This window comes from Bradyrhizobium nivariense, from assembly GCF_029846695.2.
Taxonomy (GTDB): Bacteria; Pseudomonadota; Alphaproteobacteria; order Rhizobiales; family Xanthobacteraceae; genus Bradyrhizobium.
Genome location: NZ_JARWCR020000018.1, coordinates 1 through 13,090, shown reverse-complemented (window position 1 = coordinate 13,090; position 13,090 = coordinate 1). Strand labels below are relative to the sequence as shown.

Annotated in this window: 8 protein-coding genes, 1 pseudogene and 1 riboswitch; of the genes and pseudogenes, 6 read left to right on the top strand and 3 right to left on the bottom strand. The window is 63.0% G+C overall.

The window, feature by feature from the left end; translation table 11 throughout:
* Positions 1-5: 5 nt before the first annotated feature.
* The gene (gene alaS, locus QCM77_RS16815) at positions 6-2,684 is read right to left on the bottom strand and encodes an alanine--tRNA ligase (RefSeq protein WP_279684261.1); all 2,679 of its coding nucleotides are present in this window, start codon (positions 2,682-2,684) and stop codon (positions 6-8) included.
* Positions 2,685-2,916: 232 nt separating this feature from the next.
* Positions 2,917-3,007, top strand: a riboswitch (glycine riboswitch).
* 147 nt (positions 3,008-3,154) lie between these two features.
* Between alaS and gcvT the strand changes: the two genes are divergently transcribed.
* From gcvT to gcvP, 3 genes are all read left to right on the top strand, one after another.
* Entirely contained in the window at positions 3,155-4,303 is a 1,149-nt protein-coding gene (gcvT, locus tag QCM77_RS16810; RefSeq protein ID WP_279660670.1) for a glycine cleavage system aminomethyltransferase GcvT, read from the top strand.
* Positions 4,304-4,314: 11 nt separating this feature from the next.
* The gene (gcvH, locus tag QCM77_RS16805; RefSeq protein ID WP_279660669.1) at positions 4,315-4,683 is read left to right on the top strand and encodes a glycine cleavage system protein GcvH; all 369 of its coding nucleotides are present in this window, start codon (positions 4,315-4,317) and stop codon (positions 4,681-4,683) included.
* A gap of 159 nt (positions 4,684-4,842) precedes the next feature.
* On the top strand, positions 4,843-7,707 hold the full coding sequence (gcvP, locus tag QCM77_RS16800; RefSeq protein WP_279660894.1) for an aminomethyl-transferring glycine dehydrogenase: 2,865 nt from the start codon (positions 4,843-4,845) through the stop codon (positions 7,705-7,707).
* Between the two features lie 158 nt (positions 7,708-7,865).
* Here the strand turns inward: gcvP and QCM77_RS16795 are convergent, their stop codons facing one another.
* On the bottom strand, positions 7,866-8,852 hold the full coding sequence (locus QCM77_RS16795; RefSeq protein WP_279660668.1) for a hypothetical protein: 987 nt from the start codon (positions 8,850-8,852) through the stop codon (positions 7,866-7,868).
* A 104-nt stretch (positions 8,853-8,956) separates the two neighbouring features.
* A complete protein-coding gene (gene recA / locus QCM77_RS16790; protein WP_007602214.1) occupies positions 8,957-10,045 on the bottom strand; it encodes a recombinase RecA in 1,089 nt (362 codons plus the stop codon).
* 520 nt (positions 10,046-10,565) lie between these two features.
* Here recA and QCM77_RS16785 point away from each other — a divergent pair.
* The 3 genes and pseudogenes from QCM77_RS16785 to QCM77_RS16775 all read left to right on the top strand — a co-directional run.
* Positions 10,566-11,304, top strand: a pseudogene (locus tag QCM77_RS16785) (IS1 family transposase); the annotation flags it as partial.
* Positions 11,305-11,356: 52 nt separating this feature from the next.
* Positions 11,357-12,085, top strand: a complete 729-nt coding sequence (locus QCM77_RS16780; protein WP_279684260.1) for a hypothetical protein — start codon at positions 11,357-11,359, stop codon at positions 12,083-12,085.
* Positions 12,086-12,321: 236 nt separating this feature from the next.
* A protein-coding gene (locus QCM77_RS16775) for an IS5 family transposase (protein WP_279668711.1) occupies positions 12,322-13,073 on the top strand; the annotation gives its coding sequence in 2 pieces (ribosomal slippage) (positions 12,322-12,658 and positions 12,658-13,073; 753 coding nt in all).
* Positions 13,074-13,090 lie beyond the last annotated feature (17 nt).

Below are 13,090 nucleotides of genomic sequence, written 5' to 3'. Positions count from 1 at the left end.
GGCCTTTACGCGCCCGCCATCGCTTTTTCGATCGCCGCGAGCGCTTCGGACGCCTTGGCACCGTCGGGGCCGCCGGCCTGCGCCATGTCGGGCCGGCCGCCGCCGCCCTTGCCGCCGAGTGCTTCGGACGCGACGCGCACGAGGTTCACGGCGTTGAAGCGCGCGGTCAGGTCCGCGGTGACGCCGACCACGATGCCGGCCTTGCCGTCCTCGGTGACGCCGACGATGGCGACGACGCCGGAGCCGATCTGCTTCTTGCCGTCGTCGGCGAGGCTCTTGAGATCCTTCATCTCGATGCCCTCGACCGCGCGCGCCATCAGCTTGACGTCGCCGACCTCGCGCAAGCCGCTAGCTGCGCCGTTGCTGGCGCCGGCGCCGCCGCCCATTGCGAGCTTCTTGCGGGCGTCGGAGAGTTCGCGCTCGAGCTTCTTGCGCTCTTCCATCAGCGCACTGATGCGCGCCGGCACGTCGTCGATCGAGGTACGCAGCTCGTTGGCCGCGGTCTTCGCCAGCGCCATGGTGTCGTTGGCGTGCTTGCGCGCGTAATTGCCGGTCAGCGCCTCGATGCGGCGCACGCCGGAGGCGACCGCGCTCTCGCCCGTCAGCGTGATCAGGCCGATGTCGCCGGTGCGCCTGACATGGGTGCCGCCGCAGAGCTCGACCGACCAGCCGAGCGCATTGACTCCGCGCTCGCGCGCAGTCCTGCCCATCGAGACCACGCGGACTTCGTCGCCGTATTTCTCGCCGAACAGCGCACGCGCGCCGGCCTCGCGGGCCTCGTCCACGCCCATGACGCGGGTCGAGACTTCGTCATTCTCCAGCACCACGTCGTTGGCGATGTCCTCGACGCGCGCGAGTTCTTCCGCCGTGATCGGCTTCGGATGCACGAAGTCGAAGCGCAGCCGGTCGGGCGCGACCATCGAGCCGCGCTGGGCGATGTGGTCGCCGAGCACCTGGCGCAGCGCCTCGTGAATGAGATGCGTGGCCGAGTGATGGGCGCGGATCGAGGAACGCCTGCCGTGATCGACTTCGAGCTGCAGCGCGGTGCCGAGCTTCAGCTCGCCACTCTCCACCGTTCCGATATGAACGAAGAGATCGCCGAGCTTCTTCTGCGTGTCGGTGACGCGGAATTTGATGCCGCCCTCGCCTGTCAGCACGCCGGTATCGCCGACCTGGCCGCCGGATTCCGCATAGAACGGCGTCTGGTTCAGCAGCAGCGCGCCGGTCTCGCCGGCCTTGAGGCTGTCGGTTTCCTTGCCGTCCTTGACCAGCGCGGAAACAACGCCTTCGGCGCTCTCGGTCTCGTAGCCCAGAAATTCGGTGGCGCCGAGCTTCTCGCGCAACGGGAACCAGATCGCCTCGCTTGCCGCTTCGCCCGAGCCGGCCCAGGACGCGCGCGCCTTGGCCTTCTGACGCTCCATCGCATCGGTGAAGGAGGCCTGGTCGACGCTGATGCCGCGCGACTTCAGCGCGTCCTGCGTCAGGTCGAGCGGGAAGCCATAGGTGTCGTACAGCGTGAAGGCGACATCGCCGTCGAACATGTCGCCCTTCTTTAAGGAGGCGCTCTTCTCGTCGAGGATGGCGAGGCCGCGCGTCAGCGTCTTGCGGAAGCGGGTCTCTTCCAGCCGCAGCGTTTCCTCGATCAGGTTTTCCGCGCGCATCAAATCGGGATAGGCTTGGCCCATCTCGCGCACCAGCGCCCAGACCAGCCGATGCATCAGCGGCTCTTTCGCGCCTAACAGCTGCGCGTGGCGCATCGCGCGGCGCATGATCCGGCGCAACACATAGCCGCGGCCCTCGTTCGAGGGCAGCACGCCGTCGGCGACGAGGAAGGCCGACGAACGCAGATGGTCGGCGATGACGCGGAACGACGCCACGGTCTTCTCGTCCGGTCCGCTTCCCAAAGCAGACGCGGTCGCGTCGATCAAATGACGGAACAGGTCGGTCTCGAACACGCTGTCGACGCCCTGCATGATGGAGGCCATGCGCTCCAGCCCCATGCCGGTGTCGATCGAGGGACGCGGCAGCGCCACGCGCTCCTCCTTCGTCACCTGCTCGTACTGCATGAACACCAGGTTCCAGAATTCGAGGAAGCGGTCGCCGTCCTCCTCCGGAGAGCCCGGAGGTCCGCCCCAGATGTGCTCGCCGCGATCGATGAAGATCTCCGAGCACGGCCCGCACGGGCCGGTGTCGCCCATCGCCCAGAAATTGTCCGAGGTCGGGATGCGGATGATGCGGTCGTCGGAGAAACCGGCGATCTTCTTCCAGAGGTCCGCCGCCTCGTCGTCGGTGTGGTAGACCGTGACGAGCAGCTTGTCCTTGTTGAGCCCGTATTCCCTGGTGATCAGCTTCCAGGCCAGCTCGATCGCGCGCTCCTTGAAATAGTCGCCGAACGAGAAGTTGCCGAGCATCTCGAAGAAGGTGAGATGGCGCGCGGTGTAGCCGACATTGTCGAGGTCGTTGTGCTTGCCGCCGGCGCGCACGCATTTCTGCGAGGTGGTGGCGCGCTGATAGGGCCGCTTCTCGACGCCGGTGAAGACGTTCTTGAACTGCACCATGCCGGCATTGGTGAACATCAATGTCGGGTCGTTGCGCGGCACCAATGGCGAGGACGACACGATCTCGTGGCCGTTCTCGGCAAAGAAGTTCAGAAAGGTCGACCTGATCTCGTTGACGCCGCTCATGTTCATCCAATCGGGTGTGCTTGGACCCGCTATACGCCATCCAAACCGCGAGTTTGGGCTGATATCTGCGGGCCAAAGCGCTTTTAGACAAGGCCAGCTTCGCTGTCCAGAAACTGTGCAGACAGATCAGTGGGTTGCCGCAGGCGCTCAATCCCGTTGCAATCCCGTTGAAAGCCGCAAGGCCCGCGTTGACAGGCTTGGCCACCCTGTGGTCTGTACCCATTTGTATCGTACGGCCACGTCGGGAGAGACCGGCTTTGGGTAGCCGGCGCCGAAGGAGCAACCGCCCCGGAAACTCTCAGGCAAAAGGACCGCGTGGCTTTGACAGCATCTGGAAAGAGGCGCCGACGGGCTTGAGGTCCGGACAGCGTCCGCCGACGGGATAATACTCTCAGGCACAGCGACAGATGGGGCTTCGACTGGTTGCCGCCGGGGAATCGTTCCCCGGGGAACCGCCGAGGGCCCCTGTGATGCTTACGTGCGACGATCAAGATTCCCTTAAGAGTACACCCCTGCATGGGTTGCACCTGTCGCTCGGCGGCAAGATGGTGCCGTTCGCGGGCTATGACATGCCCGTGCAATATCCCGCAGGCGTGCTGAAGGAACACCTTCATACCCGCAACGCAGCCGGCCTGTTCGACGTTTCCCACATGGGCCAGATCGCGCTCAGGCCGAAATCCGGCAAGGTCGAGGACGCCGCCCGCGCGCTGGAGCGGCTGGTGCCGCAGGACATTTTGGCGGTTGCGCCGGGGCGGCAGCGCTATGCCCAGTTCACCAATGCCGAGGGCGGCATTCTCGACGATCTGATGGTCGCCAATTTCGGCGATCACCTTTTCCTGGTCGTCAACGCCGCCTGCAAGGCCGAGGACGAGGCGCACCTGCGCGCGAATCTCTCGGACGACTGCGTCGTCGAGCAGCTTCAAGACCGCGCGCTGATCGCGTTGCAGGGCCCGAAGGCGGAAACGGCGCTGGCGAAATTATGTGCAGAGGCGCCCGCCATGAAGTTCATGGACGCCGGCCCGCACAAGGTCGCCGGCATCGACTGCTTCGTCTCGCGCTCGGGCTACACCGGCGAGGACGGCTTTGAAATTTCGGTTCCTGCCGGCGATGCCGAGCGGCTCGCCAAGGCGCTGCTGGAGAACACGGACGTCATGCCGATTGGGCTCGGCGCCCGCGACAGCCTGCGGCTCGAGGCCGGGCTCTGCCTCTACGGCCACGACATCGACACCACGACCACGCCGGTCGAGGCCGCGCTGGAATGGTCGGTGCAGAAGAGCCGCCGCACCGGCGGCGCGCGCGCCGGCGGCTTTCCCGGCGCCGGGAAGATCCTCGCCCATTTCGACCATGGCGCATCCCGCCGCCGCGTCGGCCTGCGCACCGAGGGCCGCGCGCCGGTGCGCGAGGGCGCGCTGCTGTTTGCGGATGCGACCTCCAGCGAGCCGATCGGAAAGGTCACCTCGGGCGGTTTTGGTCCGAGCCTGAATGCGCCGGTCGCGATGGGCTATGTGCCCAGCGCATCGAGCGCGATCGACACAAAACTCTTCGCCGAGGTGCGCGCCCAACGCCTGGCCGTGCAGGTCGCCGCCATGCCTTTCGTGAAAAACACCTACAAACGCTGAGGACTGAGAAAATGACCACGACGCTGTACACCTCCGACCACGAATGGCTGGCCATCGACGGCGACGTCGCCACCGTCGGGATCACCGACTATGCGCAATCCCAGCTCGGCGACGTCGTGTTCGTCGAACTGCCCAAGATCGGCCGCACCCTGAAGAAGGCCGAGGCCGCCGCGGTCGTGGAATCCGTGAAGGCCGCCTCCGACATCTACGCGCCTGTTACGGGCGAGGTGACCGAAATCAACGACGCCCTCGCCGCAGAGCCGGCGTTGGTGAATTCGGATGCGCAAGGCGCGGCCTGGTTCTTCAAGATCAAGGTTGCCGACAAAAGCGAGCTCGGCGGCCTCATGGACGACACCGCCTACAAGGCCCACACGGCGTGAGATGATGCAGACTCAACCGATCGTCATGCCCCGCGAAGGCAGGGCATCCAGTAGCCACCGGCAGCACGGATTGAACCGAGAAGCCGCGGCGTACTGGATCGTCCGCCTTCGCGGACGATGACGACGACGGCGACAGATGACCTAAAGCGAGGACCCATGATGACCGCGCACCGCAAATCCAACGGCGACACCGCCAGCTTCGTTCGCCGCCACATCGGCCCGTCGGCACGCGACGTCACCGCAATGCTCGAGGCCGTCGGCGCGAAAAGCGTCGACGCGCTGATGGCGGAGACGCTGCCGGCGTCGATCCGGCAGGCCGCCCCGCTCGATCTCGGCAAGCCCTTGAGCGAGATCGAGGCGATCGCACATATGGGCGAGCTCGCCGCCCAGAACCAGGTCTTCGCCTCGCTGATCGGCCAGGGCTATTCCGGCACGATTTTGCCTGCGGTGATCCAGCGCAATATTTTGGAGAACCCGGCCTGGTACACCGCCTACACGCCCTACCAGCCCGAGATCAGCCAGGGCCGGCTGGAGGCGCTGCTCAACTTCCAGACCATGATCTGCGATCTCACCGGGCTCGACGTCGCCAACGCTTCGCTGCTCGACGAGGCAACCGCGGCGGCCGAAGCCATGGCGCTCGCGGAGCGGCACTCGCGGGTCGAAGCAAAGGCCTTCTTCGTCGACAAGGACGTGCATCCGCAGACGCTCGCCGTGATGCGCACCCGCGCGGAGCCGTTGGGCTGGACGCTGGTCGTCGGCGATCCCCTCACCGATCTCGACAAGACGGACGTGCTTGGTGCGCTGCTGCAATATCCTGGAACGTCGGGCGCCGTGCGCGACCTCAGGCCCGCGATCGCGACACTGCGCGCCAAGGGCGCACTCGCGATCATTGCCGCCGATCTGCTGGCGCTAACACTGCTCGCCTCGCCCGGCGAGCTCGGTGCCGACATCGCGATCGGCTCGGCGCAGCGCTTTGGCGTGCCGATGGGTTATGGCGGGCCGCACGCGGCCTATATGGCGGTGCGCGATGCGCTCAAGCGCTCGCTGCCCGGCCGCATCGTCGGCCTCTCCGTCGATTCCCGCGGGATGCCCGCCTATCGCCTCGCGCTGCAGACCCGCGAGCAGCACATCCGCCGCGAGAAGGCGACCTCCAACATCTGCACCGCGCAAGTGCTGCTCGCCGTGATTGCCTCGATGTACGCGGTCTATCACGGCCCCGAAGGCTTGACGCAGATCGCGCGCAATGTGCATCGCCGCGCGGCCGTGCTCGCCGCGGGCCTGCGCAAGCTCGGCTTTGCGCTACAGTCCGACAGCTTCTTCGACACGCTCAGCGTGGATGCCGGCGCCAGGCGCGCCGAGATCGTCGCGCGCGCGATCGCCGAGAAGATCAATCTCGGCGTTGGTGACGACAGCTTGCGCATCGCGCTCGACGAGACCACGACTCCCGCGACGGTGGAAGCGGTCTGGCGCGCCTTTGGCGGCACGCTCGCCTATGCCGAGATCGACGCAACCACGCGCGAGGCACTGCCGGAGGCGCTGAAGCGCGGTACCTCCTTCCTCACCCACCCGGTGTTTCATGCGCATCGCTCGGAGACCGAGATGCTGCGCTACATGCGCAAGCTCAGCGATCGCGACCTCGCGCTCGACCGCGCGATGATCCCGCTCGGCTCGTGCACCATGAAGCTGAACGCGACCACCGAGATGATGCCGCTGACCTGGCCGGAATTCGGTTCGTTGCATCCTTTCGCGCCGCGCGAGCAGGCCAAGGGCTACCACGCGCTGTTCGCGCGCCTGGAGAAGTGGCTGTGCGACATCACCGGCTATGACGCGATCTCGCTGCAGCCGAATTCCGGCGCGCAGGGCGAGTATGCCGGGCTGCTTGCGATCCGCGGCTATCACGCCGCGCGCGGCGAGACGCACCGAAAAATCTGCCTGATCCCCTCCTCCGCCCACGGCACCAATCCGGCCTCGGCCGCGATGGTCGGCATGGACGTGGTGGTGGTCGCCTGCGAAAAGAACGGCGACGTCGACGTCAACGATCTCCGCGCCAAGGCGGGGAAGCATTCGAACGATCTCGCCGCGGTCATGATCACCTATCCCTCGACCCATGGCGTGTTCGAGGAGCACATAAGCGAGATCTGCGACATCGTGCATGGCCATGGCGGCCAGGTCTATCTCGACGGCGCCAACCTCAACGCGCAGGTCGGCCTTAGCAGGCCCGGCGATTACGGCGCCGACGTCAGCCATCTCAATCTGCACAAGACCTTCTGCATCCCGCATGGCGGCGGCGGTCCCGGCATGGGCCCGATCGGCGTCAAGGCGCATCTTGCGCCGTTCCTGCCCGGCCATCCCGCGGCGAACGTGGATGCGGTAGTCGGCCCGGTCTCGGCGGCGCCGTTCGGCTCGGCCTCGATCCTGACGATCTCCTACATCTACATTTTGATGATGGGCGGCGAAGGCCTGAAGCGCGCCACCGAGATCGCGATCCTCAACGCCAACTACATCGCCGCACGGCTCGATGCGCATTTCCCGGTGCTCTACAAGAACGCGAAGGGCCGCGTCGCGCATGAATGCATCGTCGATCCCCGCGCGCTGAAGACGACGTCCGGCGTCACCGTCGACGACATCGCCAAGCGCCTGATCGATTACGGCTTCCACGCGCCAACCATGAGCTTCCCGGTGCCGGGCACGCTGATGATCGAGCCGACCGAATCGGAATCGAAAGCGGAGCTGGACCGCTTCTGCGACGCCATGATCGCGATCCGGAAGGAGATCGCCGAGGTCGAGGCCGGCCGCTTCAAGATCGAGGCCTCGCCGCTACGTCACGCCCCACACACCGTGCACGACATCGCGGATGACAACTGGACCCGCGCCTACACCCGGGCCGAAGGCTGCTTCCCCGCCGGCAGCTCGCGCACCGACAAATACTGGAGCCCGGTGGGGCGCGTCGACAACGTCTATGGCGACCGCAATCTGGTGTGCTCGTGTCCGCCGGTGAGCGACTACGTGGAAGCCGCGGAGTAAGGGAGAGGCTACGGCGCAATCAACGAACGGCTCTCGTCGTCCCACCGCCAGAGCCGTTCGTTGGTGAGTTCGGTACCGCCCCACCCAGGCCGGCTTGTTCAAGGGCGCCGGCTGCGGAGGAGTCTGTTGTCAGAATTAGCCGTGTCATGCTCGCAGCCTCAAGGCTTCGTCAAAACAGAGCCGTAACGCCACAGCCGATCATTGGTCAGCCGTGTGCCGCCCCACCAGCGATCGATCGGATTGTAGCGGCTGAAATCTTCCTGATGGGCCAGGACGGCCCTGCCGAACTCCGTCAACGATAACCGGCTGCGGAGATAGACCTCGTGCCGAGCTCTTAAATTTTCGCGATCGATTGTGCGCAGTTCGTCGCCCAACCCGGCCACTACGGGCCTGGGGCCGAGCGCGAGCCCCTCGAGCAGCGAACCCAACTCAAACTCTCCGAACACATATGTGCGCCGTTGCGAGCGCAGGTGGAACAACGCATTCGTGTTCGCGAATCCTCTGGCGAGGAGTTCAAGGAATCGCATCTCTGTCGCGCCAAGCCCGGTCAGCGGCGACGGCAGCTCTGCCAGCAGATCGACCAAGGCCGGCCGCAGCATCAACAAGGCGCTCAGATCGCGGCGGAGGAGATCGGCGCAGGCCTCGGGCGTCGGTGCACAATAGGCCTGCCACGCCATCTTCGCAGTCTCGAGCTCCTTGGCCGTGACATCCACAACGGAGATACGCGAAGCCGATTTTCCGAGTTCTTCGCCTCTCAGCTCGAACAGATCGGACGCCAGCAAACGCAGTCGGAGCTTTGCTAGTAGCTTGGGGCATGAACCGAGGTAGTCGAGCAGCCAAATCAGTTGCAGTTGAGCTTCGGGGGTGGGGTCAAACCAAAGTTCAATCTCGTCATAACGCTCGCAAAAATCGGCAAGGGGCAAATTCCTGCGATCCCTGAAGGCGCGAGGCCAGACCACGCCCCAATCCGACCAGTGATCGCCCAACCTGAGCGTCTCGGAACGTGCCCCGAAATAGGCCGCGAAATACTCAGATGAAGGAAGCGGCCCCCATGCGAAACGAAAAAAGAAAAAAACGACGATCTCGGCCAGCTCCGATTTGGCAAGACCGGACCCGGACGAGCTGGTCAAGATCAGACGCTTCATCGCACCACCTGATCAGTACACCGCAAAACGAAACGGGCCCCGAAGGCGTCGGCAACTCAACGTCCTCAGCGCCCGCTCCTCGCGAAAAACTCTATCCGTTGAAGCTACTCGTCCCCCGGCTCCTCGCCGTCGGCGTCACGCTCGGGGCTGCCGGCGAGAATCTGCTCGGCGATCAGGCCGGAGTTCTGGCGGATCGAGGTCTCGATCTTGGCGGTGATGTCGGGGTTGGCCTTCAAAAACGCTTTCGAATTCTCGCGGCCCTGGCCCAGACGCTGGCTGTCATAGGAGAACCAGGCACCGGATTTTTCGACGATGCCGGCCTTGACGCCAAGATCGAGGATCTCGCCCATCTTGGAGACGCCCTCGCCGTACATGATGTCGAACTCGACCTGCTTGAACGGCGGCGCCAGCTTGTTCTTCACCACCTTGACGCGGGTGGTGTTGCCGACCACCTCGTCACGCTCCTTGATCGCGCCGATGCGGCGGATATCAAGGCGGACGGAGGCATAGAATTTCAGCGCGTTGCCGCCGGTGGTGGTCTCGGGCGAGCCGTACATCACACCGATCTTCATGCGGATCTGGTTGATGAAGATCACCATGGTATTGGACTTGTTGATGGAGGCCGTCAGCTTGCGCAGCGCCTGGCTCATCAGACGGGCCTGCAGACCCGGCAGCGCATCGCCCATCTCGCCCTCGAGCTCGGCCTTCGGCACCAGGGCCGCGACCGAATCGATCACCAGCACGTCGACCGCGCCGGAGCGCACCAGCGTGTCGCAAATTTCCAGCGCCTGCTCGCCGGTGTCCGGCTGGGAGATCAGGAGCTCGTCGATGTTGACGCCCAGCTTGCGCGCATAGACCGGGTCAAGCGCGTGTTCGGCGTCGATGAAGGCGCAGATGCCGCCCTTCTTCTGCCCTTCCGCCACCGTGTGCAGCGCCAGCGTGGTCTTGCCCGAGGATTCCGGCCCGTAGATCTCCACGACGCGCCCCTTCGGCAGGCCGCCGATCCCGAGCGCGATATCGAGCCCGAGCGAGCCCGAGGAGACCGCCTCGACATCCATCGAACGGTCGTTCTTGCCGAGCTTCATCACCGAGCCCTTGCCGAACTGCCGCTCGATCTGGGAGAGCGCGGCGGCCAGAGCTTTACTCTTGTCCATGGAAGATCCTTCGACGATACGCAGGGCAGTGGTGGACATTGGGTCGTGCTCCTTATGGCGAGGATTCGCTAGGGGGACAAACGGCTGGGGAGGCGGCGCGGCGATAAAAGCAATGTACCCCATTTGTTCCAGGTTCGCAATATGTTCTTTTGCGATTTGGGTACTGGCCTGTTTTAACCCCCTAGTGTCCCAAGCCAAATTCGGCGGTGTCCTAATTTTGTTCTAGAGTGGCCACAACCTGTTCATGCGCGGTTTGGATTAACCCGTTTGAGGTGTAGCAAATAAAGACCGGGGCGTTCCGCCAGGAGAACACCCTGACGAGATAAGGCCGCCTCAGTTGGCGGCCTCTTTCATTTCTTGGGGCTGAGCAGCTTCAGAGTCTTGAAATCCGAGTGGCCTATTTCGGCCCCGGATTTGGGCGCTGCCCTGTTTTAACCCCTATTGGCCTAAGCCGACTACAGCCGAAACGACGATCCTATTTCCGTCCAGCGCCACCTTCATCGCTCCGGCCTCAACCGGCGGCAACGGTGGCGGCGGAATATGAGGCGCTGGAGTCATGGGCTGCATGGAATTGCACGACCGCATCATGGTCGGCGTGCGCACCGAGCGCCTTGAGCTGGACGAGCTGTGCAGCTTCGTCGGCAAGAAGCAAAAGAACGTCCAGCGTCACGAGATCAACGCCAAGGGCGATCAGTACGTTTTCATCGGCATGGCCGGGACGCAGAAGGCAAATCATCAGCCGGGGCGTCGGCAAGCCGAATGCCGAAAGCACCATGGACTTCCTGCACGACCTCCGCAGCCGGGTTATCGGCCCGCCTGCTTTCAACGGACGGCTTCCACCCCTACCGCGTGGCGATCCGCGACGCCTTCGGCCCGAACGCCTCGCATGGCGTAACGCATCTAGTAAGGAAGCGCAGGGCCGGTACTCGCCCGCCGCCGTAGTAGCCGTAAGCCGTGACGTAGTATCAGGCGACCCCGAGCAGTACGTTTCGACCTCCTACGTTGAACGCCAAAACCTATCGCTGCGCATGGCGTCGCGCCGGTTCACTCGCCTCACCAAAGGCTTCAGCAAGAAGCTGGACAACCACGTTGCGGCCGTCGCGCTGTACGTCGCGCACTACAATCTGTGCCGCGCTCACGAAGCCCTGCGCACCACGCCAGCGAAGGCGCTGGGCGTGGCTGACAAGGCTTGGACCGGTTGCACGCCTCCCGCGCTCTCTGTGGCACCCGCGCTGCCTACCGAGACCCCGCCGGATCGACGCCGTAAGTTCACAGTAATTCAGGGAGGGCGCTCTTAAGGGGCGCCCCAATAGCCAAAAAATGCTAGATGCTCCCTCCCCATGAATCATCATGATGGACCCAGCCAAGGCAAAGACCGCCACCGTATTGCGCCGACGGTTTCTTACATCAAAAAGCTTTATCGCCAATCCAAGCAGCATCGCTTATGCCCGTGGCATACATACGGCGACTTGGGTAATCGCCATCTTTGGTGTTCTTACGTTTGGCGCCGCTATCATTCAGGCCCGCATTTTCTACAGCCAGCTCGGCGCGATGAGGCATACGGATGAGGCTATTAACGAGCAGCTCAAAGAAGCCCGTATTCAAAACGAGAATGTCCGCGCTCAAATGCGGGCAAACATAACTTCTGAAGGGGTTTCCCATGCGCCCGTTAACGAAAACGGAAGTCTCATAGGATGGGAAATCAGCCCGGCTTGGAAGAACAACGGGACGACTGACGCCAAGAAATTCCGCTCCCGCTGGAGCATCGAGTTTGTCCCTTACACCGGTAGAACATTTGGTCCAGACCATTGTCCAAAAATCACCATTGATCCGTCGTCGAAAGCTACTGATATCGGGCCATCGCATGCCATCACCGAGCTTTCCAAGCGCCTGACTAAAGAAAACGTTCTGCAAAACTTGAATCGGGAAGGCGCCATCTATTTGGTGGAAGTGATGGAGTACCGGGACATATTTCCCAACACTGAAGTACACCGTCTCTCCTATTGTGCCGTTATCCTTCCGAACGATTTCACGAACAACGTATTTAGTTTCGTGACCATGCAACTCGAATCCGATTGATGCTGCCGGCACCGCGTTTGCGGACAGCCAAACTGCCAAGAACAGAAAAATTGTACTCGCTGCCGGATATCAACCTTTCATTGGAGTGGCCGGTTTTGATCTTGCGAGTGGCCTATTTCGGCCAGTACCGGATTTGGGGTACTGGCCTGTTTCCGACGCTAGTGGCCTAGGGTCTGTTGAGATTCAGGATTCACAGATTGGAACGTCCGTGATTCAAGCTCCGAAAGGAGTTTTGGATGCAGCGATTCGTTTTGACGGACGCCCAGTGGGCGAAGATGCAGCCGCTTTGTTTGGGCAAGCCGACTGATCCCGGCCGCACGGGGGGTGACAACCGTTTGTTTCTTGAGGCTGTGCTTTGGATCGCGCGCACGGGCAGCCCATGGAGAGATCTGCCGCCGACGTTCGGCAACTGGAATACGGTGTTCAAGCGCTATCGTGATTGGGTGAAGGCCGGCGTTTTCAAACGGATTTTCGATGCTGTATCGGATGATCCAGACATGGAGTTTGCCATGGTCGATGCGACAATCGTCAAAGTTCACCGCCACGCGCAGGGAGCAAAAGGGGGACCAAAAATCAGGCCATCGGCAAGTCGAAGGGCGGCTGGACCACCAAAATCCTCGCGCTGACCGACGCACTTGGGAACTTGGTGCGGTTTGTCCTGCTCCCCGGCCATCGCTTTGACACCGTCGGCGTCGCGCCTCTGATCAAAGACATCGAATTCGGTGGCTTGATCGCCGACAAGGCTTTTGATTCCAACTGGATCATCGAAGACCTGAACGAACGCAAGGCCAAGATCGTCATCTCGCAGCACCAAAGGCGCGCCCAGCCTCTCGACATCGACAAGGACATTTACAAATGGCGTCACCTAATCGAGAATTTCTTCGGCAAGCTGAAGGAATTCAAACGCATAGCGATGCGATGTGACAAGACAGACGGCAGCTTCGCAGCGATGATCTACCTCGCCACCGCTGTCATCCATTCCAAGTGAATCTCAACAGACCCTAG

Excerpts from the sequence above, each read along its gene's own strand:
- alaS (WP_279684261.1), bottom strand. The coding sequence starts at position 2,684 with ATGAGCGGCGTCAACGAGATCAGGTCGACCTTTCTGAACTTCTTTGCC.
- gcvT (WP_279660670.1), top strand. The coding sequence starts at position 3,155 with ATGCTTACGTGCGACGATCAAGATTCCCTTAAGAGTACACCCCTGCAT.
- gcvH (WP_279660669.1), top strand. The coding sequence starts at position 4,315 with ATGACCACGACGCTGTACACCTCCGACCACGAATGGCTGGCCATCGAC.
- gcvP (WP_279660894.1), top strand. The coding sequence starts at position 4,843 with ATGACCGCGCACCGCAAATCCAACGGCGACACCGCCAGCTTCGTTCGC.
- QCM77_RS16795 (WP_279660668.1), bottom strand. The coding sequence starts at position 8,852 with ATGAAGCGTCTGATCTTGACCAGCTCGTCCGGGTCCGGTCTTGCCAAA.
- recA (WP_007602214.1), bottom strand. The coding sequence starts at position 10,045 with ATGTCCACCACTGCCCTGCGTATCGTCGAAGGATCTTCCATGGACAAG.
- QCM77_RS16780 (WP_279684260.1), top strand. The coding sequence starts at position 11,357 with ATGATGGACCCAGCCAAGGCAAAGACCGCCACCGTATTGCGCCGACGG.